Consider the following 25,044-nt stretch of genomic DNA (forward strand, 5'->3'; position numbering starts at 1 on the left):
CCGTACCGGAACAGCGTCAGAGCGACGGTCCCGTCAGGTTCTTGTCGTTACGGCGCGGCCACGAATACGGCTTGCAGCCACGCAGCGTGAGGGTCTGCTGAACCATCACCGGGGCCGGCCCGCCCGTCTTGGGGCAGCCCTCGTGGCGGTGCCCGAGTTCGTGCCCGACCTCGTGGTTGATCACGTACTGCCGGTACTCGGCCAGGCCGACACCGGACTCCAGGTAGGGGCGGGCCGACTTGCGCCAGCGGTCCAGGTTGAGGATCGCCTTCCCGGTGGCCCGGCACGACGTGAACGGCACCCCGCCGATCCGGATGTTGGTGCCGCCCCGCTGGCACATCTGCCCGGCCGTCTCCCGGGTCGCCAGGTAGACCGTGAAGTCGGCCGCCTCGGCGCCGCTGACCATCTGCATCCGCAACCGGCCGGTGCCGATCCAGCTCCGCTCGTCGGAGAGGGTGGCGACCACCTGAGCGGTGAAGGCGGAGACGTCCTCGCCGCTGCCCTTCTCCACGGCCACCTTGAAGCGGCGCACCGGCCCCTTGGCGCCGAAGACGGGGCTGCGCTCCCTCGCGAACTCGAACTCACCGGACCCGGTGGACGGCACCCGGCCGCCGAGCTTCAGCACACCCTCGGCCGGGAACCCCGGCTCCACGACCGGATCGGACTCGACCGGGTCGGCCGCGGCGGCCGGAACCTCGGCGGGCGGATCGGCCGGCGCGGACCGGACGGGCCCGGTGGGTGACGCCGCGGCTGCCGGGTCGCCGGGCGGAGCCGTGCCCTCCGTGTATTGCCTGCCGAGCGCGGCGACCCCGAACAGCACCACGGTGGCGAGCAGCACGATCAGCCAGGACTGCCGCCAACGGTCTTGGCCGCCGGGTCGGCGGTGTCCGCCTGTGAAACCGGCGCGAGACCTCAACGAGGCGACCTCCGTTCGGGGCAGCGGGCTGTGCGGCGGGAAACCCGGGAACTCCCCGTCCATCAGTGCGGGGAGGCAGTCAAGGCTTCTCAGATTCCCATAACGAGCGGCCGCTTCCCACCCATAGAAGATCTTGTGCCCTTCGTTACAACATGCAACCCGGTTCGTCCCCCGCGTGTCCGCGTGCGCGAAAGGTGAACTTCCCAGCACCCGGCCACCGGATCAGCCCGGCGGGCGCGTCACGGCCCGGACCAGGCAGAGGCTCGCGGAACAACCCGATCGAGTACGCGTAGGCGTACAAGAGATGGAAAGGTTTATCGGGTGTCGTCGAGAAGGCCGACGATCGCCCGGGCGACCAGGCGCGGAACCTCCATCTGCGCGACGTGGCCGACGCCGGGCAGGATCAGCAGGCGGCCGTCCGGGATGGTCCTGGCGACCTGGGCGGGCACCCGCGGGTCGACGAGACGGTCGTTGAGACCGCCGATGACCAGGGTGGGCGCCTGGATGCGCGCGGCGAGACGCCACTGCGAGTCGGCGCCCGGCAGGTAGGCCCGCAGGAAACTGCCCACCAGGCCGCGCAGTGTGCCCAGATAGGCCTTGGGGTAGTGGGCGACCGTGTAGCGGAGCTGGATCTCCTCCATGGCCTCGGCGCGGCGCTGCGGATGCACCTTCGACGTGTCGCCGAAGCAGGCGGCCAGGACCTGCTCGGCCATCTGCTCGGCGGTGATCCGGGTCAGTGCCCAGGCCATCAGCCGGTCCGCGCCGGGCACCGCGAGCAGCGGCAGGACCGGGCCCTGTGCGGTCCGCCGCGGGTCCAGGAACGGCATGGCCGGGGAGATCAGCGTGAGGGTGCGCACCAGGTCGGGCCGGAGGGCGGCCACGCGCACCGAGATGGAGCCGCCCAGCGAGTTGCCGATCAGGTGGACCGGGCCGCGGCCGGCGTGCTCCAGATAGTCGATCAGGGTGGCCGCGAAGGCGGCGATCGAATAGCGCGGGCTCGGGTCGCTGTAGCCGAAGCCGGGCAGGTCGACCGCCTGGCCGTCGAGGCGGTCGGCGAGGAGCGCGGCCAGGTCCGTGAAATTCTGGGAGGAGCCGCCGAGCCCGTGCACGTAGACGGCGGGCTCGGCGTCGAGGCTCTGGGCGGGAGTGTCGCGAACGTGCATCATCGCGCCGCCGACCGTGAGCCGGCGGGCCGGCCACGGTGGCGGAACCTCATCCGCCGGCAACAGCGCGCTGTCGTCGGCCAGAACCGCACCCTTCATCAAGCCAAGAATGCCTCAAGCCGTCGATTGACCGCCGCCAGTGTGGCGCGGACCATGGCGTGCCGGTCGTCACCGGTGACCACCGCCGAGCCGGCCAGCTGCTCGACCCAGCCGCCGCCGCAGGACAGCAACAGCACGACCACGGCGACCTGCATCGGACCGAACGAGACGGCCGCGGCGTGCTCCACGAAACAGCGGGCCGGGCCGTCCCGGTGCTGGGAGGTGGAGAGCAGGTCGTCGACCGCTCCGGCGGTGGCCGTGGCGCAGAGTCGCAGCAGGTAGCCGTCGACGGCCGGGCCGGTCGCCACACCCGCCGCGGTCCGGCCGCCGGCGCGCAGCCGCACCTCCACGGTGGCGTCGGCGCCGAACGTGTTGACGTGCACGTTCTCGATGATCACGCGCGGTCCGGGGTTGTCTCCCGGGTCCAGCGGGCGGGGTTTGGAGGCGTCGGCCGGCACCAGCGAGGCGCCCGCGTTCACCATCTGCGGCCGTGGCTCCTCGACCGGCGCCTGCGGCATGGCGGACACCGGTGCGACCGGAGCGGCCGAGACCGGCGCGGGCGCGGGCGCGGGCATCGACGACACCGGGGCCGGTGCGACCGGGGCGGCGGCCCGGGCCGGACGGGTCGGCTGGGTGGGCAGCAGCGGCGTCCGGGAGGCGGCGGCCGGCGGCCGCAGGGCGGCCGGCGGGTCGCCCGGCATGGCCGCGTCGAGGCCCATCCGGTCCTGGAGGAGGCGGGCCACCTGACGGCTCACCTCGGCCGGGTCGGCACCGTCGGACAGGTCCAGGCGGAGGCTGTGCGCACCCGCCGGGGTGGCCCGCAGCGAGGCGTCCCGCACGCCGTCGACCTCGCGCACCGCGGCGAGGATGTCCTGAACGTCGAAGCCCTCCTGACGCTCCTGTGCCGGCACGACGTCACCGCGGCGCAGATGCGTCGCGATGCGCGCCAGGGCGGGCGCTTCGGCCGATGGCTCCACCGACGGCGGCTCCGGAACTCTCGGGACGTCCGGCTCGGCCGGGACGCGCTGGGGCAGTGTCCCGCTCGGCTCGCCCTCGGATTCGTCGGCATCGGGCGCGGCCGGCGCCGGGAACGCGGGGGGCGGGGCGTAGGGCGGGTGGTTCGGGAAGCTCGACGCATCGTACGCCGAACGGGGCGTCACCGGCTCCCCGTCGGTGACCGGACCGTCGAACTGCGGCAGTCCCTGGGCAAGGGTGTCGGTGACCAGGGCGTGCCGGGACCGGAGCGGCTCGGCGGAGACCGGCGCGGGCGCGGGCGGCTCGGGAGCCCAGTCGGGCCGGGTCATCGGCACCGAGGCGCGCTGGGTGACCGCCGGCGGAGGGGTGTCCCGGTACGAGTCGTCGAGATCGCCCTCGTACGGGTACGGCGGCGCGCTGCTCGGCGCGGGCGGGACGGAGGACGGCGCGGGTGGCCGCCGGTGGCCGAGGATGTCGGCGAGGCGGTTGCGGTCGGGCCACGGAGCGGGGTCCCCTGGCGGGGGAATCTCGGGGCCGGGTTGCGGCGCGGGAACGACTGACGACGGCGCGGCCCCGAAGGGCCGTTCCGGTGGGAACTGCTGCCGGCCGAAGGTGCGGCCGTCCGACGGACGCCGCCATGGTGGCGTGTCCACTCCCTGCTCCAATGCGGCTCCATTGTTGGACCACGGACTGTCGGTGCTCGCCCAGCCGTTCACCCGTGTGCGGTCATTCGGGTCGGCGCCGTTGCCACCCGCTGAGGCTCCGGCGTCCCCGGAATGCCCTGATTCATCCACCGCGTGCTCCTCGCTCGCCCCTGCTGAGGCTACCGTGTCGTTGCAGTGGCGATAAGTTGCAGCGTCGCGACAATTGCCCGCACGACCGCGACATGAGCCGATCCGGGCAAACCAGGAAGCCAAACCGCGGGGACCGACCCCCTGGAGGTTCACAGAAATGACCGCTGCGTCCGGCGGGCAACAGACCGCACGACCCACTCGCCTGCCCCGATCGGCGCGACGCAAGCAGTTGCTGGCCGCCGCGCAGCAGATCTTCGTCGCGCACGGCTACCACGCCGCCGCGATGGATGACATCGCCGAGCGGGCGGGCGTCTCGAAGCCCGTTCTCTATCAGCACTTCCCCGGGAAGCTGGAGCTCTACCTGGCCCTTCTCGACACGCACTGTGACGCGATAATCGCCAAGGTGCGCGGGGCCATGCTGGCGTCTCCCGACAACAAGGACCGTGTGAAGGGCGCCGTCCGGGCGTACTTCGACTTCATGGACCACGAGAGCGAGGCCTTCCGGCTCGTCTTCGAGTCCGACCTGCGCAACGACCCCCAGGTCCGCCAGCGGGTGGAGCGGGTCGAGCAGGGCTGCATCGCGGCCGTGACCGACACCATCATCTCGGACACCGGCCTCCGGCCGGACCAGGCCGAGCTGCTCGCGTCCGGTCTCGCCGGGGCGGCCGGACAGGCGGCGCAGTTCTGGCTGGCGAACGGTCGGCGTACGCCCAAAGCTGAAGCCGAAGCGCTCGTAGCTGCGCTGATCTGGCGTGGGATCGCCAGCTTCCCGCTGCAGGGTGGTTCAACGGCCGGTATGGCCCCGGAAATCGGATAGCCTTTCGATCGGGTAGACGGATTTCTTGAGGAGGGGCTCCGTGGAGGTCAAGATCGGCGTGCAACAGTCGCCGCGTGAGCTTGTGCTGGAGAGCGCTCAGACTCCGGCGGAGGTCGAGCAGGCCGTGACGGAGGCTCTGGCCAAGGACGGTGTCCTGACACTCGCTGACGAGAAGGGCCGCAAGGTGATCATCCCGATCGCCAAGGTGGCCTACGTGGAGATCGCCGAGGCGTCACACCGCCCGTTCGGTTTCACCACTCGCTGAGTTTCATCACGGGAGGGTGCCCTGGTCTCAGGGCCCCCTCCCGTAACTCTCTCTTGGATGCGTCTGCTAGCAGGTCGGGTAGAGTGGCCTGAGTCGCCGTCGATCTGTCGAGTCGACGGCCAGCGTGTGGCCCGCTTTCGAGCGTGCGGCCCGCGCCTATACGAGACCGCGCCCCAGAGCTTTTCGACGGGCGCACCACGAGAGGGCACCCGTAAAACTTCATGACCGACAATGAGCAAGCTCTAATTCCCGTCATCACCCGCGCACCGGTCCGTCCCGACAGCCCCACCTTCGCTGACCTGGGCGTTCGCGCCGAGACGGTGGAGGCTCTGGCCAAGGCGGGCATCACCCACGCGTTCGCGATCCAGGAGTACGCACTGCCGATCGCTCTGCGCGGCACCGACCTGATCGGGCAGGCGCCCACCGGCACCGGCAAGACCCTCGGTTTCGGTCTGCCGCTGCTCGAGCGGGTCACCGCCCCGTCCGAGGGCGCCACCGGGCAGCCGCAGGCCCTGGTCGTCGTCCCCACCCGTGAGCTTGGTCTCCAGGTGGCCCGCGACATCGCCGCGGCGGGCAGCAGCCGGGGCGTCCGGGTTCTGCCGATCTACGGCGGCGTGGCGTACGAGCCTCAGGTCGAGGCGCTCAAGAAGGGCGTCGAGATCCTGGTCGGCACCCCCGGCCGCCTGCTCGACCTGTGCAAGCAGAAACAGCTGAAGCTGAGCTCGATCCAGGCCCTGGTGCTGGACGAGGCCGACCGGATGCTCGACCTGGGCTTCCTGGAGGACGTCGAGAAGATCCTGGCGATGATCCCGGAGCAGCGGCAGACCATGCTGTTCTCGGCCACCATGCCGGACCCGATCGTCGCCCTGTCGCGGCGGTTCCTGCGCAACCCGGTCACCATCCACGCCGGGCACACCACCGAGAGCGGCCCGTCGCCGCTCACCAAGCAGGTCGTCTACCGCACCCACCCGCTGAACAAGCTGGAGATGGTGGCGCGCATCCTGCAGGCGCGCGAGCGGTCCCTCACGATGATCTTCACGCGGACCAAGCGGGCCGCCGACCGGGTCGCCGAGGACCTCGACTTCCGCGGGTTCGCGGTCGCCGCCGTCCACGGTGACCTGGGCCAGGGCGCGCGCGAGCGGGCGCTGCGGGCGTTCCGCAGCGGCAAGATCGACGTGCTGGTGGCAACCGACGTGGCGGCCCGTGGGCTGGACGTGTCGGGCGTCACCCACGTGATCAACTACGACTGCCCGGAGGACCCCGAGACCTACACGCACCGCATCGGCCGCACCGGCCGGGCGGGTGCCACCGGTGTCGCGGTCACCTTCGTGGACTGGGAGGACATGCCGCGCTGGGTGCTGATCGACAAGTCGCTCGGCCTCAGCATGCCGGAGCCGCCGGAGACGTACCACACGTCGCCCGCGCTCTACGCCGACCTGGAGATCCCGGCCGACGTCTCGGGCACCCTGCCGACCGCCGAGCGGAGCCGGGCCGGCCTGTCCGCCGAGATCGAGGAGGACCTCGGCGGCGTTGGGCGGCGTGGCCGTGACCGGGACCGGGACCGCGGTCGCGGCCGTGGGCGCCCCCGTGGTGGGGACGGCGGATCGTCGTCCGACGGATCGCCGCACGGTTCCTCGCCCGGCTCCCCGGCCGCCTCGCCGGCCGCCGACGAGGGGGAACGGCCCAAGCGGCAGCGGCGCCGGCGGCGGGTCGTCGAGGACTCCGAGACCCTTCCCGGTACGCCGTCCGAAAGCGCCGAGACGCCCGAGACGTCCGAGACGCCGGCCACCGTCACGGAGGAGGCGGCCGCCCCCCGCGCCCGCACCCGCCGTCGCCGGGCGCCGGCCACCACCCTGGCCTTCTCCGCGGAGGGCACGGCCGAGGCCACCCCGGAGGCGACCGAGCCGGTCGACGGCGAGCCCACCGGCGACGCCGCCCCGCGCCGTCGCCGTCGCCGGACCACCCGCGCCGCCGCCGACATGTCCGGCGGGTCCGAAGCCGGAGTGGGCACCACCGCCGACGCGTGAGTCATCACACGGGACCGGTCCGGCCGGTCCCGTGCACGGCCGCCGCCTCACGGGTGCATCCGGACGGCCCCGGCGGGTGACCTCCATCGCGGCCGTCAGGTCCAGCTCTCCCACAACTCGGCCAGCAGGTCGATGTTGAGACGGAACGGGGCGGACACCTCGCTCACGAAGGCGTCCTGCTCAGCCCGGCTCCAGCGTACGGCGTTGAGCCGTTCCCGGTAGCGGGCCCGGAACAGCGGCGGGTCGACGCCCTCGAACACGAAGAACCGGTATCCGTGACGGCGGAACCCGTACGCCTCGACGACCGCCCGCCCCAGCCACTGCCCGCCGGCCAGATCGCCCAGGTAGCGGGTGCAGTGATGTGCCACGTAGCCGGTGGCCTGATCGAACGCGGCGCTGCGGATGCGGGTGCAGTAGGTGGTGGTCGCCGGAATCGCGTTGATCCGGCTCTGCCAGCGCGGCCCGAACAGGAACCGCAGGTCCGACTCGAGCGACGGGAGCCGGAACAGCTCCGGATAGACGAACCGCCGGGCCACCGGATCGTCGGCCATCGCGGCGGCGGCCAGCTCCAGCGACTCGTAGATGAACCAGTACTGGGCCAGCAGCTCGGCATACGCGGCCATCGGCAGGCGCCCGGAGGCGATCCCGTCGACGAACGGGTTTCGCCGCGCCGCGGCCTGCTCCTGTCTGGTGGCCGCCCGCATCCGGGCGGTGAGCAGCGTGGGCGCGGAGGAGTCGGCGAGGAACGACATGGCGGGGGGGCACCTCGGCTTCTTCTTCGGCACCGATCAACTTAACGTCGCTGAACGAGATCCACAGCCCCGTGGGGACATCCCGGGCGCCCGGCAGAATGGATTCCATGCCAGAACCGCTCGAAACAGTCCTCGCCGAGGTGCGGGAGCTTCTGCTCGCACCGGGCCTCACCCGGGCCGTCGCGGCCGGCCGGCGCCGCGGGCACATCCCCTCGGTGAACCGGGCCCAGGTGCGGCCGGTCACTCTCAAGCACGGGCGGAAACTACAGATCGTCACCGATGACGGCGCCCGGCCGTACACGCGGAACGTCGCGCCCGGCCCGGAAGCCGCCGCCGCCGTCGACGCGCTGCTGGCCGAGCCGTTCGGCAACTGGCACGTGGAGACCGAGTCGGCCACCGTCCAGGTGCGGATCACCAAGAAGGGCGACGCCCAGGTCCACCGGGCCGCAGCCGTCGCCGCCCCCCGCGCCCCCGAAAGCCACGACCGGGCCAAACAGTGGCTGCTCGACCCGGGCGACCCGCTGTTCTCGGTGATCGGCGGCACCGCGGCGAAACGCCGTCAGATCGACGCCTTCCTGCGCGCGCTCGCCGCCACCCTGCCCGGCGAACTGCCGACACCGCTGCGCGTCGTCGATCTCGGCTGCGGCAACGCCTATCTCACCTTCGCGGCCTATCGATATCTGACCAGCCGGGGCGCGCACGTCCAGGTCGTCGGGGTCGACGTCCGCGAGGATCAGAGGGTACGAAACAGCGCCGTCGCCGCCGAACTCGGCTGTTCCGAGGAGGTGACCTTCGTCGCCGGCGCCATCACCGAAGCCGAGGTGCCGTTCCAGCCCGATCTGGTGCTCGCGCTGCACGCCTGCGACACGGCCACCGACCAGGCACTGGCCCGGGCGGTCGGCTGGCAGGCTCGGTGGGTCCTGGCCGCCCCGTGCTGCCATCACGACATCGCGGCGCAGCTCAAAGGCGCGGACACCCCTTCCCCGTACGGGGAGGTCACCCGCCACGCGATCCTCCGCGAAAGGTTCGCCGACGTGCTGACCGACTCGTTGCGGGCCGCCCTGCTACGGCTGCGCGGCTATCGGGTCGACGTCGTCGAGTTCATCGACTCGGCACACACGCCACGGAACCTCATGCTGCGGGCGCGGCGGACCGGTGCCGCCCCCACCGCCGAACAGCGAGCCGAATACGACTCGCTCACCGCTCAGTGGGGGGTCACGCCCGCCCTCTCCCGGATGCTCAGCTGACGATCACGGTCCAGGCCGCCGTGGACACCTTCCCGGCGACCTGGAAGTCGAAGAACATCCGGTAGGTGCCCGGACTCGGCGCGGCCAGCCAGAACTTGATCTTCCCGTCGATCAGCCGCGTCTCCGGGTGCACGTGCACGTAGCCGAGATCACCCTGGCGCAACACCACCAGATGGCCGAAAGCGCCCAGGTACGGCTCGACCGTCACCGGCTTGCCCGCCGAGTCGGTGACGGTCATCAGCAGCGGTTGTGTGGACTCGGTGGCGGGCGTCCCTTCGTACCCCACCTGAAGGCCGTCGGTGGTCGCGGCCCGCGCCGGATCGGGCAGGACGACCGGCGAGTAGCCGCCCGCGACCGTCAGGTCGCTGCCCAGCGTGGAGACCAGCTGTTCACCGCCGACCACCGCGGTGAAGTCCGCGATCATGCGGTAGACGCCCGGCTCGGCCAGCGTGAGATCGACACTCCAGGTGCCGTCGGCCGCCATCACCGGATGCAGGTGCTGGAAACCGGTGAGGTCCCGGCGGATCACGATGAGGTGCAGCGGCTTGTCGTGCACGACGGCGTAGCTGGTGACCGGTGCGCCACCCGGGCCGTTGATCATGAAGTCCAGCCGCTGCGGCCGGCCCGCCGGAAAATCGGTGATCAGCGGAGTCAGGGTGAGCCCGTTGCCACTGAGCGAGAGTCCTCCGACCGCGGCGCCCTGCCCGGCCGCCGCCCCGATCGGCGCGGTCACCCCGTGGGTGTGCGGCTGGCTCTCGTCGAAGACGGACGCCGTCGGGGTCGGCTGGGCGCCGCCGGCCGGGATTGCCGCGGCGCCGGTCGAGCCGCCGTTGAGCCGGCCCAGCCCGTAGCCGGCGAAGAGGACGACGATCAGCAGCGCGCCGATCGCCGCGAACCGGAACCCGGGCGTGGCCGGGGTGTCCGCCCCCTCACCCACCAGCCCGAACCTCGGCTCGCCGGAGTCCTCGTCGGGGACGGCCTCATCCCCGATGTGCGATTTTTCAGTTTTTATCGGCATTGCTTCCGGTGAGTGTCGCTGCTCGGCCGGCTTCCGCTCGACCGGGGTGGCCCGCGTCTCGTCAGGCATCCGCAAGCTCGTAGCCGGCCTCGTCGACCGCCTCCCGCACCGCCTGTTCGGTGAGGGGGGACTCGCTGGCGACGGTCACTCCACCGGAGGCGAGATCGACCTGCACATCGGTGACGCCCGGCAGAGCCGAGAGCTCCTGGGTCACCGACTGGACGCAGTGCGAGCAGGTCATGCCTTTGACGGTGTAGGTGCTGGTGAACGCCATGATGGGATCCCTTCCGCCCGATCGCCGGAACCCGCCGGTTCCTTCGTGAGCCTACCGTCCGCCGGTTCCGCGTCCCGGCCATGTCAGACCCCGCGGTCGCCGGGAGCGCTGAGCCGATACGAGATCCGTCCGACGACCGTGACCCGGGCCGACGACGAGCGGCTTCGATCCTGGGCGGCAGCGGTCGACCGACCGGTGCTCAACCCTGGACTCGCTACTCGAAAGCCTGACATGACGATCAGAGCCATCGGCCGCTGTGACACCATGCGACCGGCCCTTTGCGGAAACGTCACGAAGGAGGAGTGAGTGGAAGATCTTGTACAGGATGGTTATGTGCTGACCGCCGATCCCAAACGAGTGGACTTCGGCCGGGTGCACCGTTGGCTCGCTCAGGAGTCCTACTGGGCGGCCGGGCGCTCCTACGATCTGGTCGCCCGCTCCATCGACGGCTCCCTTCCCTACTCCGTCTTCATCGACGGCGAGCAGGTGGGTTTCGCCCGCGCGGTAACGGACGGCGCCACCTTCGCCTGGATCTGCGACGTCTTCATCGACGGCGCCCACCGGGGGCGCGGCCTCGGCAGATGGCTGATCGACTCGATCGTCGCCGACCTGTCCGGCCGTGGAATCCAGCGTTTCCTGCTGGCCACGAAGGACGCTCGGGAGGTCTACCGCCGCTCCGGCTTCTCCGAGTTGGAAGGCGCCCACCGCTTCATGGAGATCGACCGCCGTCCCAACCGGGACGCCATTCTCGGCAGGTCCTGACCTACCCGGCCACCCGCCCTCCACTGCCGTGAGACCGCACGGCGCCCGGTTCCCGGCCACGAGACAGCCGCGCGCCGCCCGGTCGGCCGGGCCGCGAGGCCGCCCAGTCGGCCAGGCCGCGAGGCCGCCCAGTCGGCCAGGCCGCGAGGCCGCCCAGTTGACCGGGCCGCCCAGTTGACCGGGCCGCCCAGTTGACCGGGCCGCGGGCCGCCTGTTTGCCGGAACGGCGGCCCGCGGCAGCATTGATCCCCGCGCCGGTGCGCTCAGGGCCGGCGGTTGTCAGCGGCCGGTCAGCCCGCCACCGCCAGGGCCAGGGGCAGGACGCCGGGGGCGCCGGCCTTGCGGAGAGCCCGGCCGGCGAGGGCCATCGTCCAGCCGGAGTCGACCAGGTCGTCGACCAACAGGACCGGGCCGGACAGCCCGGCCAGGTCGGCGGCGATCTCCGGTGGGACGGTAAAAGCGTCGTGCAGGGCACTGACCCGCTGGGCGCTGTTACCGCGGTGGCTGCCCGCGTCGCCGGGCACGTCGCACCTCAGCGTGCCCAGCAACGGGAGTCGGCCGACCGTGGCGATGCGCTCGGCGAGGCTGTGGATAAGTTGTGGATGACGCTGTGAATAAACGGAGACGACGGCGGCTGGACGCTGCTGCCAGGCGTCGTCGCCCCTGGCCCAGGCTTTGAGAACCTCGACCACGGCACCGGCCAGATCGGTGGTGATCGGGGCGTCCGGTGACTCCGGCGACACCGCCGCCCGCAACCGGCCACCCCAGCCGAGGTCGGACAGGCGGCCCACCGCGCGGCCGGGCTCGATCTGCTCGGCGGGGCCGATCCGGCCCTTGAGGCTGACGCCCACCGCGGCCAGACCGGTGGGCCACATCTTCTTCGGGGCGATCTCCGTACCGGGGCGGCCCAGGAAGGCCTCGGCCGCGGCGAGCGACGGCGCGGACACCTCGGTGCCGAACAGCGGATCGGCACAGTTGTCGCACCGTCCGCACGGCGCGGCTTCGGGATCGTCCAGGCAGCGGCGAAGGAACTCCATGCGGCAGGTGGGTGTCACCGCATACTCGATCATGGTTTTCTGCTCGGCCTCGCGGGCGTCGGCGACCCGCCGGAGCCTGGCCTCGTCGTAGGTCCACGGCTCGCCGGTGGCGAGCCAGCCGCCGCGTGTGCGGCGCACCGCGCCGTCCACGTCGAGGACCTTGAGCATCAACTCCAATCTGGTCCGGCGGAGGTCGACCAGCGGCTCGAGTGCCTGTGTGGACATCGGCTGGTCCGGTGAGAGACGGTACAGAACGGCTCGCACCTGGTCCTCCGGCGGGAACGCGAGCGAGGCGAAATAGCGCCAGATCGCGGAGTCCTCCTGGCCGGGCAGCAGCACCACCTCGGCGTGCTCCACCGCGCGGCCGGCACGGCCGACCTGCTGGTAGTAGGCGATCGGCGAGGGTGGAGCGCCCAGGTGCACGACGAATCCGAGGTCGGGTTTGTCGAAGCCCATGCCGAGAGCGGAGGTCGCGATCAGCGCCTTGATCTTGTTGGTGAGCAGGTCCTGCTCGGCGGCGCGACGGTCGGCGTCCTCCACCTGCCCGGTGTACGAAGCCACCTCGAAGCCGCGGGATCTCAGGAAGTCGGCGGTCTCGGTGGCCGCGGCGACGGTCAGCGTGTAGACGATGCCGGACCCCGGCAGCCGTTCGAGGTGGTCGGCGAGCCAGGCCAGCCGGTGTGCCGGATTGTCCAGTCGCAACACGGCGAGCCGGAGCGAATCCCGCTCCAGCGGGCCGCGCAACACCAGCGCGTCACCGAGCTGGTCGGCGACGTCGGCGGTGACCCGGGCGTTCGCCGTGGCCGTGGTGGCCAGCACCGGCGTCCGTGTCGGAAGGCCGGCCAGGAAGGTGCGCAGCCGCCGGTAGTCGGGCCGGAAGTCGTGGCCCCAGTCGGAGACGCAATGTGCCTCGTCGACCACCAGGAGGCCGGTGCTCCGGGCCAGGCCGGGCAGGACGTTGTCGCGGAAATCCGGGTTGTTGAGCCGCTCCGGGCTGATCAGAAGGACGTCCACCTCACCGGCACGGATCTCGTGTTCGATCAGGCTCCACTCGTCGAGGTTGGCCGAGTTGATGGTGCGGGCCCGGATCCCGGCACGGGCCGCCGAGTCGACCTGGTTGCGCATCAGGGCAAGCAGCGGCGACACGATGACCGTCGGTCCGGCTGGGCTGTCACCGGACCGCAGCAGGGCGGTGGCCACGAAGTAGACCGCCGACTTGCCCCACCCGGTGCGCTGCACGCAGAGAACCCGCCGCCGGTCCACGGTGAGCGCCTCGATCGCCCGCCACTGGTCCTCCCGCAGCACCGCATGCTCCCCGGCCAGCCGGCGGAGCACCTCCTCGGCGCGCTCTCGCACGGCCGCCCGCTCGGCCTCACCGGCCGCCATCCGCGTCGTCTCAGTCACCCGGCATGTCTATCAGCCCGCGACGGCCCACCCCGAGTTATCCACAGTCCGGAGTTGTCCACAGGCCGGCGGCAGGATTCGAGCGGGCGCCCCGCCGATTCGGCCATGCTCCTGGTCATTCGAGCGGATCGATCGGGGGTCGCGATGCGGAAGTCCTGTGGGCGGGCTCAACGGGCCGTCCCGGCACGGAGCGGGGTCCGGCCGGCGGAGGCGGGGCCACGGCCACCACCAGGCCGGGCCGGCCGCGGCCGGCCCGGGTCGGTGCGGCCGGCCTCGCATGGAGACGGGCCGGCCGCGGTCGACAGACGCCCGCACTGATCACGCACGTGGGGTGGGTTCGGCGAAGACGGCGACCCATCGTCGTACGGATGAAAGTCTCGATGGCATGACCAAAACGATCGCCGAGAAGCTGCTGATCAAGCCGAATTCGACCGTCTGGCTCAACGAGCCGGCCCGCCTTCCGCTGCTCACCCCGATGCCGGAGGGAGTGCGGGAGACCGGCACGCTGGCGACGGCGAGCACGGCGGTGCTGTTCGCGGAGACCGCCGAGGCCGTCCGCGAGCAGCTGGAGCAGCACCGCACCGACCTGGACAAGCCAGGCGCGTTCTGGATCGCCTATCCCAAGGGCAACAATGCCGACATCAACCGTGACTCGCTCTGGCCCATCGTCGCCGACTTCGACATGCGCCCGTGCGGGCAGGTGGCGATCGACGAGCGCTGGTCGGGGCTGCGCTTCCGGGCCAACCGTCCCGGCGAGGGCCGTTTCACCGGCGGTGCGGTGTGAGCGGCCCACCGGCGCTAACGGCCCAGGACGGTGCCCCCGTTGACGTTGATGATCTGGCCGGTGACGAAGCCACCTCCCGGGCCGACCAGCCAGCGGACCGCCTCGGCGATGTCGTCGGGCTCACCGGCCCGCTTGAGCAGCGAGGCGTCGACGCGCTTCTGATGCCCTTCCGGGGTCATCCGGCCGTCGAAGAACTCACTGTCGGTGATGTAACCGGGCGAGATGACGTTCGCCGTGATGCCCTCGGCGCCGAGGGAGGTGGCCAGGTCCAGCCCGTACCCGTGCAGTGCGGCCTTGGCCGCTGAGTACGGCCCGCCGCCGCCGCGTTGGGCCGCGATCGAACTGGTCAGGATGATCTTGCCGCCGGGGCGGCGGAGACGGGGAAGGAGGGCGGTGGTCATGAGGACCGCGGAGAGCACGTTCGAGTCGAGGTTGGCCCGCCACCGCGCCGCCACGCCGTCGAGGGTCGTCTCGTCGCCGGAGATGTACGCGCCCGCGTTGTTGACCAGCACATCCACTGTCCGGTCGGCTACGGCCTCGACCACCGCGGGCACCTGGGCCGGGTCCGAGACGTCCGCGGTCACGGCGGTGGCCTGTGGTCCGATCCATTTCACCGCGTCGGCGAGCACCTCGGCCCGGCGCCCCACGATGATCACGTCGAATCCCTCACCGGCGAGCATGCCGGCCGTCGCCTTGCCGATCCCGGTTCCACCACCGGTGACCACTGCGAGTCTTGTCATGACCTCGACCCTATCGACGGATCGTCGACGGGATGGCCGACCCTCACAGCGCCAGGGAAAAGCCGGTGGTGTGTTTGGGGGCCGGCGCCGGGTCGGTGCCCGTGCTGGAGCGCGGCGCTCCCCCGCGCCGGGCCGGCACCCGTTTGCGCTGTTGACCCCGCTTCGGCTCGGCCGCGCGCTCCTCGACCGTGGCGGTGCTGACCGATGCGCTTCCGGCCGGATCGGGTTCGGTGACGCCCAGGACCTCGGCGCGGCACGGTTGCCCGTTCAGCGCGAAGGCGAGCGGCAGCGGGTTCCGCTGCCGGTAACCGCCGTGCAGCGTGACCGCCCGGGCCCGGCCACGCCCGGTCATCACCACACGCCTGCCCTGCTGGGTCACCGTCCGGGGTGTGCCCGCCAGCCGCTGGGTGCCGGGGTAGGAGAACTCCACTCGCCAGCCGGACGTCTCGGTGGTGATCACGCTCAGTCTCGCCTCGAAATAACCATCGGAGTCCCGCCTCACCTGGTAACGGACCGTGCAGCGGACCCGGTCGGCGGCCGGGACACCGGCGTCGGCGGCGGTGGTGCGCGCCCGGTCGGGGTCGTCGGCGTCCTGGCGGGCGGACCAGTTGAGCGCCCCGGAGGCGAGCAGGACCACCGTGGCCAGGGCGGCGATCGTCGAGCGGCGGTTCCGGCCGCCCCGCAACCGATCGGCGGCCACGAGGGCACGGCCGCGACGGTCGCCCACGAACAGGCCACCGCCGAGAGGTCGCACCGCCCCACGCCGCAGGACGGCCCCGAGGCACAGGCCCGCCCGGAGCCGTACGGTGGCCGACGAGCCGAGGCAGGCACGCACCGCACGGCGTACCCCGAATCGGCCGCGGACCCGGGGAACGGCCACGACCGCCCGGGCCGCCGGTGTCGCCAGCCGCTCGCCGGCGCGCAACGGCGGGATGATCGGGCGCAGCCCGACCGTCGCCGCCAGGGCCCGGGCCACCTCGGTGGCGGCGGGACGATCGGCGGGGCTCTTGGCCAGGCACCGCAGGCACAGGTCGGTGACGACGACCGGCATCCCGGGCAGGTCGGGAATCGGGTCGGGGTCGGCGTAGAGGTGGGCGCGCAACGCCTCGGTGGTGCTCTCCGCGGGCCAGGGCATCCGGCCGGTGAGGCCTCGGTAGAGAAGCAGTCCCAGGGCGTAGACGTCGGTGGCCGGCGAGACCGAGGAGCCGCCCAGACGTTCCGGGGCGAGGTAGGCGGGCGTTCCGAGCAGGCTGCCGTCCGGTGCGGCGTCGCGCTGGCCCACCACCGCGGAGATCCCGAAGTCGACGATCTTCGCGCCGGCGCCGGTGAGCATCACGTTCGCCGGGGTCACGTCGCGGTGCACGACTCCGCGGGCGTGGGCGGTGGCGAGAGCGGAGGCCACCTCGGTGGTGATCATGACGGCTTCGCGCCAGTCCAGCGAGCCCTGCCGGCTGAGCCGGGATCCGAAGGACTCGCCGTCGTTGAGTTCCATCACGACGTAGGGGACGGTCAGCCGCTCCGAGATCAGGGCCTCGCCGAAGTCATGGATGCCGGTGATGTGCGGATGGCAGAGACGGGCGGCGGCCGTGGCCTCCTGGCGCAAACGGTCACGGAAGGTGCGGTCCTCGGCCAGCCGGGGTTCGAGGACCTTCACGGCCACGTCGCGCCCGAGGATCTCGTCGTAACCGCGCCAGACCACCGACATTCCGCCGGAACCGAGTTTTTCGATCAGGCGGTACCGGCCCGCGAGGCGGAGCGATCCATCTTGACCGTTTCGCTCCGTACGCCCCATGCGCCGATTCTCGCCCGAGTGACTGGCCGTCCGGTGCCGCACACCGAAACCCGCCCGGAAACCCTCTCCCACCGACAGTCGGGGGCGAGAACAGGCACCACGGGGTCAGCCCGCGAGAAGCTGGTCGACCGGCGCGTAGTCGTCGGTGAGGACCCGGGCGTCACCGACGAAGCCGGTCAGTTCGGCACCGGTCAGGAGGGCGGGCGCCGCCTCCAGCGCGGCGAGCGGCGCCCGGAGCGCGTCGATCGGCAGCGGGCTGTGGGAGGCCAGGATGACGAAGTTGTCACCGCGTTCACCGGCGATGGCGTCCGGCGCGGCGATCAGGGCGACATGCGGGAAGGCGGCCGCCACGGTGGCCACCTCGGCGCGGATGAAACGGTTCGGCGGGTAATCGATGACGTTCTGGGCGTAGACGCCGCCCGGGCGCAGGACCCGGGCGATGTCCGCGGCCATCTCCCGGGTCGCCAGGTGCCACGGCACGACCAGGTGCCCGAAGGCGTCACCGACCACCAGGTCGTAGGCGGCAGCCGGCCGTTCGGCCAGACCGACGCGTGCGTCACCGACCCGGACCCGCAGGTCGGGGCCGGTGGTCAGGCCGAGTTCCCGCTCGTCCAGGCCGACGAGCCCGCCGTCGAGTTCCAGGACGAGCTGCTCACTGCCCGGGCGGGTGGCGCGCAGATAGCCGGGAACAGTGAACCCGCCGCCACCCAGGTGCAGGGCGTCGACCGGGGCTCCGGCCGGTTTCAGCACGTCCGTGACGGCGCCGATCCACCGCACGTAGTCGAACTCCAGGTGAGTGGGGTCGGCCAGGTCGACATACGAGTGACGGGCCGAGTTGAGGACGAGCGTCCGCCCGCCCTCACGCGCGGGGTCCCGCGCCACGCTCGCGCAGTGGTAGGCGGTCTCCACATCACACGGCGTCGGCGACACCGCGCCGAGCCCGGCGCCCACGAGCCCCACCGCGGCGATCGAAGCCCTGATCCTGGAGGTGCCGGGCAGGTCGCGGCGCAGCCACCAGCCGAGTGCCACGCCGCTGACCGCGAGCAGCACCGCCAGGCTCAGGATGATCACACTGCTGGGCATCGCCGCGACGAAGACGAAACCGGTCACCAGCGTCGCGGTGATCGCGCCGAGGGTGCCGATGCTGGACAGCCGGCCCACCACCGAGCCGGCCCGGCGCAGATCACTGAGCTGGAGTTTCACCACCATCGGGGCGATCGAGGAGAGGACCATGGCCGGCGGGAAGACGGCCAGCGCGGCGAGCATCAGCACGGCCGGGGCGGCGCCACCGCGCAACAGCTCACCACCCCAGCGAACCAGCGGCAGGGTGAGAGCGGTCCCGATCGCGCCGAGGATCAGCGCCGGAGCGAGCAGCGTACGCGGGTCGAAGCGGTCGGCGAGGCGACCACCGGCCCAGGCGCCGTAGGCGATCGCGGCCAGCGAGACCCCGATGACCGAGCTGCTGACCTGGAGGGTCACACCGACATAGGGCCCCACCAGGCGCAGGGCGACGATCTCCAGGACCAGAACGGCTCCGCTCGCGCCGAAGGCGAGGGCGGTGGCCAGGGCCGAGGGCAGGGCTCGCGGCTGCTTCTCCACCGCCGCGATGCTACCGGGACCTCAGAGCATGGAGAGGTGTACGTGGTTGGTGTGTACCGCCGCCGGGCCACCGCTCGCGCTGTAGGCACGCCACCCGGTGCTCGGCATCCAGATCTGGCGGTACCAGATCACGTACATCACGCCGAGTTTGCCCGCGTTCTTCACGTAGAAGGCCGCAAGCCGGTCGCCGTAGGTCTTGTCACCGCCGGTGGCCGCGACGTTCTCGAAACCGCCCGCGGCGGCCGAATGATCGCAGGCCCGGCCCTTCGGGTGCTCGCCGGAGGAACGCTGACTGAAGCACACCGTGTAACGCCTGAAACCGGCCGCCTGCGCCTGCTTGTAGGCATGCAGAGTGCGCGGGGTGATGCAGCCGTCGGAGGTCGGGTCTTTGACGGTGCACGACTCCTTCGGCCAGGAGCCGTCCGAGTTGCGCGGCGCCGGCTCGGCGGCCGCGGAGTTCGGGTCGACGAAACCACCGGCCGCCCCGCCACCGACCTCGGCCAGCGCGACCTCGGCCTGGCGCTTCCGCTTGGCCATCACGTTGACCTGACGTTGCTGCTCCTGGATCTCGGCGTCCAGGGCCTTCTTGGCCCGCTTCGCGTTGTCGATCTCGGTCCGGTAACCGGCCAGCGTGGCGCCGTCCATCTGGGCGAGCATGTCGAGGCTCTGCACCCGCTCGATGAAACTGCCCGAGTCGGAGCTGTTCAGCAGCAGCGTGACGGTGTTGATCCGGCCCATCTGATAGGCGCGAGCGGCGACCGCGTTGACCTGGCTGGTCAGTGCGGTCGCGTTCGCCTCGGAGCGCTTGAGCGCCTCGGTCAGCTGCTTCTGGCGGGCCTTGGAGTTGGCGAGTTTCGTCTTCGCCTGGTCGTAGCCCTTGGCCGCGGCTTCGAGCGCGGCGCGCAGCTTCTTGGTGCCGCCCTCAGGATCGGCCGACGCCGGCGACGCGGGCACGGCGAGGAACACCGCGACAGCGGCGGCGAGGGACGCGAGCAGGGCAGCGCACCGGCGCGGAAGACTGGCCGCCACAGAAACCTCCAAGTCGTGAGCGCCGGTACTCTACCGTGTCGGAGAAGCCGAGAGGGCTATCGATCAGGTAGCCGAGTATCCACCGTCAACGAAAAGCGTCTGACCGGTTACCGCTCGACCGGCCTCACTCGCCAGGAAAACGACACACCCGGCGAAATCCTCCGGAACTCCGTTGCGACCGATCATCGTACGGCGGGCGTGTGCCGACACTTTCGAAGGATCGGCGAAAACGGCCTCGGTGAGGGGTGTGTGCACCACCCCGGGGGCGATCGCGTTGCAGCAGACGCCGTGACGCGACCACGCCTCGGCCTGCGAACGGGTGAGACCCACCAGCCCGGCTTTCGCCGCTCCGTAGGCGCCGCTGTCGCCGTATGCCCGGAAGGCCTGCTGCGAGACGACGTTGATGATCCGGCCCCAGCCACGCCGGGCCATCGCCGGGCCGAACGCCTGGCCGAGCAGGAACGGGGCGGTCAGGTTGGCGGCGAGCGTGGCGTCCCACACGTCCTCGGTGAGCTCGTCGAGCGGCGGCCGCAGGTTGATCCCCGCCGAGTTGACCAGGATGTCGGGTCCGCCGTGACCGTCGAAGATCTCGACGGCAGTGGCCTTGACAGCCGCACGGTCGGCGAGGTCCGCGGAGATCGCGTGGGCCTCGGCGCCGTGGCCACACAACTCGGCGACCACCTCGGCCATCGGCGCCGCACGCCGCGCCACCAGCACGATCCGCGCTCCGGCGCGGCCCAGCGCGATCGCCATCGAGCGCCCGATCCCGGAGCTGCCGCCGGTCACCACCGCGGTCCGCCCGCTCAACCCGAAAAGCTCATCGAGGTACGAGGACATGCCCGCACCCTAGATCCACGGTCCCGCCCACGGGCAGCCGGGACAGGCGGCGTGAAGCAGCGCCGAACCCGGAGCGGAAGCGGCGGGCACGGGTCAGGCGGGGCCGATCGGCGGAGGGCCGTCCGGAAAGAGGGTGCTGTGGACGGTCTGCCAGATGTCCTCATTGGCGGCCACCAGCAGGCCACGCTGGTGCCCGGTGGCCCGGTGTTCGGCACCGTCCAGGTGACGGGCCACGCCGCCGGCCTCGCGGACGATCAGGGCACCGGGAACGTGGTCCCACGGGAGGATGCGCCAGAACATGGCGAACTGCTGCTCGTCGGTGGCGACGGCCGGGTATTCGTAGCCCGCGCAGTGCCGGCCGGCCGTGTGACCGCCGAGACCGACGGCGTTGGAGCTGACCCGGTCGCGCAGATCCCTCGGCAGGTACTGGGAGATCACGCCGCGCAGCTCGGCCGCGCCCGGATCGTCGGTGCGGGTCTTCACCCGGACGCCGTCGCGGTAGGCGCCCGAACCGGCCTCGGCCACGGTCAGGTGGTCGCCGACGACGTCGAGGATCCATGCCGCGCAGGTGTGCCCGTCCCGCACGAGGGCGACCATCACGCAGAACGGCGTCTTCCCGGCGGCGAAGTTGTTGGTGCCGTCGACCGGGTCGACGATCCACACCGCACCGCTGCCGTCGATACGATCCCGGACCGCCGGGTCGGCCGCCACCGCCTCCTCGCCGACGACGACCGAGCCGGGCAGCAGCGCGGTGAGCCCACGGGTCAGCGCACGCTCGGATTCCTGGTCAGCGATGGTGACCAGGTCACCGGGCGATTTCTGCCGCACCTCGTCGTCGGCGAGGCGCCGGAAGCGCGGCAGGACGACGGTGTGCGCGACCTCGCGGACGAGCTCGGCGACCCGGTCGAGGACCTGATCAGGCACGCGGCGGCAACTTCACGACGCTGACGAAGAACTCGTCGATCTGCCGGATGACCGCGATGAACCGCTCGAAGTCGACCGGCTTGGTGACGTACGCGTTCGCGTGGAGCTGGTAGCTGCGCAGAATGTCCTCGTCCGCCGACGACGTGGTGAGCACGACCACCGGGATGCGGCCGAGGTCGCTGTCCTTCTTTATCTCGGCGAGCACCTCCCGGCCGTCTCGTTTCGGCAGGTTGAGGTCGAGCAGGATGAGATCGGGCCGCACCGCGTCCGTGAACGGGCCCTCCTGCCGCAGGTAGGCGAGCGCCTCGGCACCGTCGGAGACCACGGTCAGCCGGTTGCGGACCTTGTGTTCCTCGAACGCCTCCTGTGTCATCAGCACGTCGCCGGGGTCGTCCTCGACGAGCAGCACCTCGATCGGTGTGCCCGGTTCCCTCTCCGTGCTCATGCTTCGACCACCTCTTCCGCGCTTTCAGGCGACTCGGCGCCTGGCAATGCCGGTAACGTGAAGTTGATCGACGCACCCTCGGGGACGTCGACGTCCAGCCAGACTCGCCCGCCATGGTATTCGACGATCTTCTTGACGATCGCCAGTCCGATGCCGGTCCCGTCGTAAGCGTCCCGCGCGTGCAGCCGCTGGAAGATCACGAACACCTTGTCGGCGAATTCGGCCTCGATGCCGATGCCGTTGTCCCGGACGTTGATGTGCCATTCCCGGTCTTGCAGGGCGGCGGTGACCCGCACCACCGGCGGCACGTCGGGCCGGCGGAATTTGAGCGAGTTGCCGATCAGGTTGACGAACAGGGTGGTGATCAGCGGCTCCTCACCCTCCACGGTGGGCAGTCCGGTCCAGGAGATCTCGGCGCCTTCCCCGGCTCGCGTCTCCAGCTGCGATTTCACCTCGGCGAGCACCTTGTTCAGGTCGACGTCGGTGAAACCGGTGGTGAGGCGGCCGATCCGGGAGAAGGCGAGCAGGTCGTTGATGAGGAGTTGCATGCGCTGCGCCCCGTCGACCGCGAAGGTGATGTACTGGTCGGCGCGTTCGTCCATCTGTCCGGCGTACCGGCGTTGCAGCAGCTGGCAGAAGCTGGCGACCTTGCGCAGCGGCTCCTGGAGGTCGTGCGAGGCCACGTAGGCGAACTGTTCGAGGTCGCGATTGGACCGGGTCAGTTCCTCGGTCTGGGACTGGAGTTGCTGGTTGATCCATTCGACCTGCTGGCGGGCCACCCGGACCTCGCTCAGCTCGCTGGCTATCTGCCGCCGCATCCGGTCGATGTCTTCGGCGAGGGCGGTCAGGTCGGGTGAGCTGTAGCGGCTGACGATCTGCCGGTCGTAGTCTCCGGCGGCGATCTCCCGCACCTGCCCGGCGAGGTCCAGGATCGGGCGGCTGACCAGGCGGTCCAGCAGGAGCAGCAGGAAGACGCCGGTGAGCAGGATGATCACCGCGGCGGCGATCTCGATGGCGACCATCGCCTGGCTGGAGTCGCGGGCGGCGTTCGCCGAGCGGATCCGCAGTTCCTGGATGTGGTCCTGCATCAGCTGGACGGCTTGGCGGACTTCGTCGAACTCGCGCGTGTCGGATGCCTCGACGCGCTGTTGCGCCGCTTCGGGGCCTTCGGTCTGGACCGTCCGGACGAGCGGTTCGGCCACGGCGACCCGCCAGGTCGCGGCGCGGGCCTTGACCTGTTCGAGGGCGGCGCGGATGTCGCCGTCCTCGGGCTCCAGGTACCCCTCGATCCGGGCGACCTGCAGTTTTTCCTGTTCAAGCCCGTCCCGGTACGGCTTGAGGTTGTGGTCCTGGCCGGTGATGGCGTAGCCGCGGACACCGGTCTCCTGGTCGACGAGGGCGGTGTTGAGGGTCTCGCCGGCGGCACGCATCGGGCTGGCCCGGTCGAGGATGTCGTCGACCTGCCGGTTGTTGGCGGTCGCGGTGATCGCGGCGATCACGCCGAGGGCGCCGAGCAGCAGTCCGGCCGAGCCGCAGAGCGCCACGATCCGCGCCCGCAGGGTCCAGGCCCCCAGTTTGCGGATCATCGGCCACCGCCCCGGGAGATCAGCAGCATGGCGACGTCGTCGGTGAGCGGGCCGCCGTTGTCCTGGTCGGCCCGGGACACCAGCCATTCCGGCAGTTCGGGCAGCGGTGTGCCGCGTGCTTCCGGTTCGGACAGCAGTTTGCACAGCCCGTCGACGTCGAGCCGCTCGTCGCCGCCACCGACGCGCCCTTCGATGAGGCCGTCGGTGTACATCAGCAGGGACCAGTCATGACCGGTGAACTCCAGCTCCGTCGCGGGCGTTGGCGTGGGACGTACCCCGAGCACGATTCCGGTACGCACAGCGACCGGCGCGACCTGTCCTCCGGTGAGCACGACGGGTGGTGGATGGCCGGCCACCCGTACGGTCGCCTTGTTCTCGGGAAGGTCGATGACCGCCGACGCGACCGTGGCGAACACTTCCCGGGCCCGCCGCTCGGACATCAGCACCTGTTCGAGGGAGGGCAGCACCTGTTCCTCGGGGACTCCGGCGAGCACCAGGGCCCGCCAGGCGACCCGGAGTTCGACGCCGAGGGCCGCTTCGTCGACGCCGTGCCCGCAGACGTCCCCGACGATCACGTGCAGCCGGTCGTCGCCGATCTGGACCACGTCGTAGAAGTCGCCGCCGAGCAGTCCCATGGCTCGCCCGGATCGGTAGAACGGTTCGACGCCGATCCCGAAGTCGTCGCGTTTGAGCGGTTTGGGGAGCAGGCCGCGTTCGAGGCGGGCCGATTCGGCCTCACGCAGCTCGGCTTCCCGCAACCGGCGGGCGTTCTCGTCGGCGCGTTTCCGTTCGACCGCGTACCGCAGCGAACGGATCAGCAGCACCCCGTCGACCTGGCCTTTGACCAGGTAGTCCTGGGCGCCTTCGGCGACGGCCTGTACGCCGAGGTGCTCGTCGGAGCGCCCGGTCAGGACGCAGACCGCGGCGCTTCCGGCGACGGCGAGCAGTTTGCGCAGCCCGTCGATGCCCTCGGCGTCGGGCAGGCCCAGGTCGAGGAGAACGCATTCGACACCGGTCAGCCGTTCGCGGGCCTCGCGCAGGCTGCTGGCGACGGTCAGCTCGAACGGGGCCTCGGCTTCGGTGAGCAGCTCACGGACCAGGAAGGCGTCGCCCTCGTCGTCTTCGACGAGCAGGATCCGTAGCCGTTCCAGCTGGTCCGCCGCGTACCTGCGGGACGCGAGCGACCGCTCCGTCATTCCGATTCCCCAATTGACGCATAGGTGACCCGCAAATCGTGTACCAACCGGCCCTGCCGCACAACTTCGGTCACCCTGAGCTTGATGGTCATTCCTTACCGGCCCTCGCCCGCGGTCTCACGAACGGGCGCGGCCAGGTGCCGCTCGGTGCGGGCGTCATGACTGCGGGTCCTTCCCCGGGGCCGGGGAATCGGCGGCGACCCGGCGGGCGTGTTCGGCGATCACCTGGCCCAGGATGCCGTGCAGTTGCCCGCAGTCCCGGCAGTGCAGGTTCTCGTCGAGGTGGCGGCCTTCGCAGTTGACGCAGTTGCCGCGGTCCTCCGGGTCCCGATAGGACGCTAGGGCGCGGCACATCGCCCGGATGACGTGATCACTGAGGGTGAAGACGTCTTCGCCGAGGGCCGTGCGCACGCCGACGACGGCGACGGGATCAGCGTCCGGGGCCGGGTTGTACGGCGACACCCGGTCGATGAACTCCGCGATGACGGCGGCAGGGTCAAGCGGCGTAGTCACCCGGAACACGCTATTGCACGCGCCGATGGATCTTCGGGGTACCCGCCGG

Annotated in this window: 23 protein-coding genes; 6 read left to right on the forward strand and 17 right to left on the reverse strand. The window is 71.3% G+C overall.

Annotated elements, in window-relative coordinates; translation table 11 throughout:
- Positions 1 to 16 precede the first annotated feature (16 nt).
- The 3 genes from AB0I88_RS06610 to AB0I88_RS06620 form a co-directional block, all read right to left on the reverse strand.
- A complete protein-coding gene (locus tag AB0I88_RS06610) occupies positions 17 to 838 on the reverse strand; it encodes a DUF3152 domain-containing protein (protein ID WP_361019247.1) in 822 nt (273 codons plus the stop codon).
- Between the two features lie 392 nt (positions 839 to 1,230).
- Positions 1,231 to 2,178 carry an alpha/beta hydrolase gene (locus AB0I88_RS06615; protein WP_361019250.1) on the reverse strand — a complete coding sequence of 316 codons (948 nt, stop codon included), beginning with the start codon at positions 2,176 to 2,178 and terminating at the stop codon, positions 1,231 to 1,233.
- Complete coding sequence (locus AB0I88_RS06620; RefSeq protein WP_361019254.1) at positions 2,178 to 3,818, reverse strand: Daple; 1,641 nt, start codon at positions 3,816 to 3,818, stop codon at positions 2,178 to 2,180. Before AB0I88_RS06620 ends, AB0I88_RS06615 begins: the two co-directional genes overlap by 1 nt.
- A gap of 286 nt (positions 3,819 to 4,104) precedes the next feature.
- On the opposite strand from AB0I88_RS06620, the gene AB0I88_RS06625 reads away from it, so the two are divergent.
- The 3 genes from AB0I88_RS06625 to AB0I88_RS06635 all read left to right on the forward strand — a co-directional run bounded on the left by AB0I88_RS06625 (position 4,105) and on the right by AB0I88_RS06635 (position 7,056).
- Positions 4,105 to 4,764, forward strand: a complete 660-nt coding sequence (locus tag AB0I88_RS06625; RefSeq protein ID WP_361019257.1) for a TetR/AcrR family transcriptional regulator — start codon at positions 4,105 to 4,107, stop codon at positions 4,762 to 4,764.
- Positions 4,765 to 4,804: 40 nt separating this feature from the next.
- The gene (locus tag AB0I88_RS06630) at positions 4,805 to 5,029 is read left to right on the forward strand and encodes a DUF3107 domain-containing protein (RefSeq protein WP_360929215.1); all 225 of its coding nucleotides are present in this window, start codon (positions 4,805 to 4,807) and stop codon (positions 5,027 to 5,029) included.
- Positions 5,030 to 5,250: 221 nt separating this feature from the next.
- Positions 5,251 to 7,056 carry a DEAD/DEAH box helicase gene (locus tag AB0I88_RS06635; protein ID WP_361019260.1) on the forward strand — a complete coding sequence of 602 codons (1,806 nt, stop codon included), beginning with the start codon at positions 5,251 to 5,253 and terminating at the stop codon, positions 7,054 to 7,056.
- 95 nt (positions 7,057 to 7,151) lie between these two features.
- Here AB0I88_RS06635 and AB0I88_RS06640 read toward each other — a convergent pair whose 3' ends face one another.
- Positions 7,152 to 7,808: a biliverdin-producing heme oxygenase gene (locus AB0I88_RS06640; protein ID WP_361019263.1), complete on the reverse strand. Its 657-nt coding sequence runs from the start codon at positions 7,806 to 7,808 to the stop codon at positions 7,152 to 7,154.
- Between the two features lie 107 nt (positions 7,809 to 7,915).
- On the opposite strand from AB0I88_RS06640, the gene AB0I88_RS06645 reads away from it, so the two are divergent.
- Positions 7,916 to 9,055, forward strand: a complete 1,140-nt coding sequence (locus AB0I88_RS06645) for an SAM-dependent methyltransferase (RefSeq protein WP_361019266.1) — start codon at positions 7,916 to 7,918, stop codon at positions 9,053 to 9,055.
- Here AB0I88_RS06645 and AB0I88_RS06650 read toward each other — a convergent pair.
- The gene (locus tag AB0I88_RS06650) at positions 9,048 to 10,142 is read right to left on the reverse strand and encodes a hypothetical protein (protein ID WP_361019269.1); all 1,095 of its coding nucleotides are present in this window, start codon (positions 10,140 to 10,142) and stop codon (positions 9,048 to 9,050) included. The genes AB0I88_RS06645 and AB0I88_RS06650 overlap by 8 nt on opposite strands.
- Positions 10,135 to 10,347 carry a cation transporter gene (locus AB0I88_RS06655; RefSeq protein ID WP_361019273.1) on the reverse strand — a complete coding sequence of 71 codons (213 nt, stop codon included), beginning with the start codon at positions 10,345 to 10,347 and terminating at the stop codon, positions 10,135 to 10,137. The genes AB0I88_RS06650 and AB0I88_RS06655 overlap by 8 nt, the downstream gene beginning before the upstream one ends.
- 306 nt (positions 10,348 to 10,653) lie before the next feature.
- Here AB0I88_RS06655 and AB0I88_RS06660 point away from each other — a divergent pair, with 306 nt between their 5' ends.
- Entirely contained in the window at positions 10,654 to 11,109 is a 456-nt protein-coding gene (locus AB0I88_RS06660; RefSeq protein ID WP_361019276.1) for a GNAT family N-acetyltransferase, read from the forward strand.
- 290 nt (positions 11,110 to 11,399) lie between these two features.
- On the opposite strand, the gene AB0I88_RS06665 is transcribed toward AB0I88_RS06660, so the two are convergent.
- Positions 11,400 to 13,532, reverse strand: a complete 2,133-nt coding sequence (locus tag AB0I88_RS06665; RefSeq protein ID WP_361019456.1) for a DEAD/DEAH box helicase — start codon at positions 13,530 to 13,532, stop codon at positions 11,400 to 11,402.
- Positions 13,533 to 13,935: 403 nt separating this feature from the next.
- On the opposite strand from AB0I88_RS06665, the gene AB0I88_RS06670 reads away from it, so the two are divergent.
- Positions 13,936 to 14,334, forward strand: a complete 399-nt coding sequence (locus tag AB0I88_RS06670) for a hypothetical protein (RefSeq protein WP_361019279.1) — start codon at positions 13,936 to 13,938, stop codon at positions 14,332 to 14,334.
- Positions 14,335 to 14,348: 14 nt separating this feature from the next.
- Here AB0I88_RS06670 and AB0I88_RS06675 read toward each other — a convergent pair whose 3' ends face one another.
- The 10 genes from AB0I88_RS06675 to AB0I88_RS06720 form a co-directional block, all read right to left on the reverse strand.
- Positions 14,349 to 15,074: an SDR family oxidoreductase gene (locus AB0I88_RS06675; protein ID WP_361019282.1), complete on the reverse strand. Its 726-nt coding sequence runs from the start codon at positions 15,072 to 15,074 to the stop codon at positions 14,349 to 14,351.
- Between the two features lie 43 nt (positions 15,075 to 15,117).
- Positions 15,118 to 16,866, reverse strand: coding sequence for a serine/threonine-protein kinase (locus AB0I88_RS06680; RefSeq protein ID WP_361019285.1), 1,749 nt, complete (start codon positions 16,864 to 16,866; stop codon positions 15,118 to 15,120).
- 105 nt (positions 16,867 to 16,971) lie between these two features.
- On the reverse strand, positions 16,972 to 18,465 hold the full coding sequence (locus AB0I88_RS06685; protein WP_361019288.1) for a fused MFS/spermidine synthase: 1,494 nt from the start codon (positions 18,463 to 18,465) through the stop codon (positions 16,972 to 16,974).
- A gap of 21 nt (positions 18,466 to 18,486) precedes the next feature.
- Positions 18,487 to 19,494, reverse strand: coding sequence for a hypothetical protein (locus AB0I88_RS06690; protein ID WP_361019290.1), 1,008 nt, complete (start codon positions 19,492 to 19,494; stop codon positions 18,487 to 18,489).
- Between the two features lie 63 nt (positions 19,495 to 19,557).
- Positions 19,558 to 20,331, reverse strand: coding sequence for an SDR family oxidoreductase (locus AB0I88_RS06695; RefSeq protein WP_361019293.1), 774 nt, complete (start codon positions 20,329 to 20,331; stop codon positions 19,558 to 19,560).
- 93 nt (positions 20,332 to 20,424) lie between these two features.
- Complete coding sequence (locus AB0I88_RS06700) at positions 20,425 to 21,255, reverse strand: inositol monophosphatase family protein (RefSeq protein WP_361019296.1); 831 nt, start codon at positions 21,253 to 21,255, stop codon at positions 20,425 to 20,427.
- Positions 21,248 to 21,700: a response regulator gene (locus AB0I88_RS06705; protein WP_361019299.1), complete on the reverse strand. Its 453-nt coding sequence runs from the start codon at positions 21,698 to 21,700 to the stop codon at positions 21,248 to 21,250. Before AB0I88_RS06705 ends, AB0I88_RS06700 begins: the two co-directional genes overlap by 8 nt.
- Positions 21,697 to 23,286, reverse strand: a complete 1,590-nt coding sequence (locus AB0I88_RS06710) for a CHASE3 domain-containing protein (RefSeq protein WP_361019302.1) — start codon at positions 23,284 to 23,286, stop codon at positions 21,697 to 21,699. The genes AB0I88_RS06705 and AB0I88_RS06710 overlap by 4 nt, the downstream gene beginning before the upstream one ends.
- Entirely contained in the window at positions 23,283 to 24,482 is a 1,200-nt protein-coding gene (locus AB0I88_RS06715) for a SpoIIE family protein phosphatase (RefSeq protein WP_361019305.1), read from the reverse strand. Before AB0I88_RS06715 ends, AB0I88_RS06710 begins: the two co-directional genes overlap by 4 nt.
- Before the next feature lie 156 nt (positions 24,483 to 24,638).
- Entirely contained in the window at positions 24,639 to 24,995 is a 357-nt protein-coding gene (locus tag AB0I88_RS06720) for a hypothetical protein (RefSeq protein ID WP_361019308.1), read from the reverse strand.
- Between the last annotated feature and the right edge of the window lie 49 nt (positions 24,996 to 25,044).

The sequence above is a fragment of the Actinoplanes sp. NPDC049802 genome, assembly GCF_040656595.1.
Lineage (GTDB): Bacteria > Actinomycetota > Actinomycetes > Mycobacteriales > Micromonosporaceae > Actinoplanes.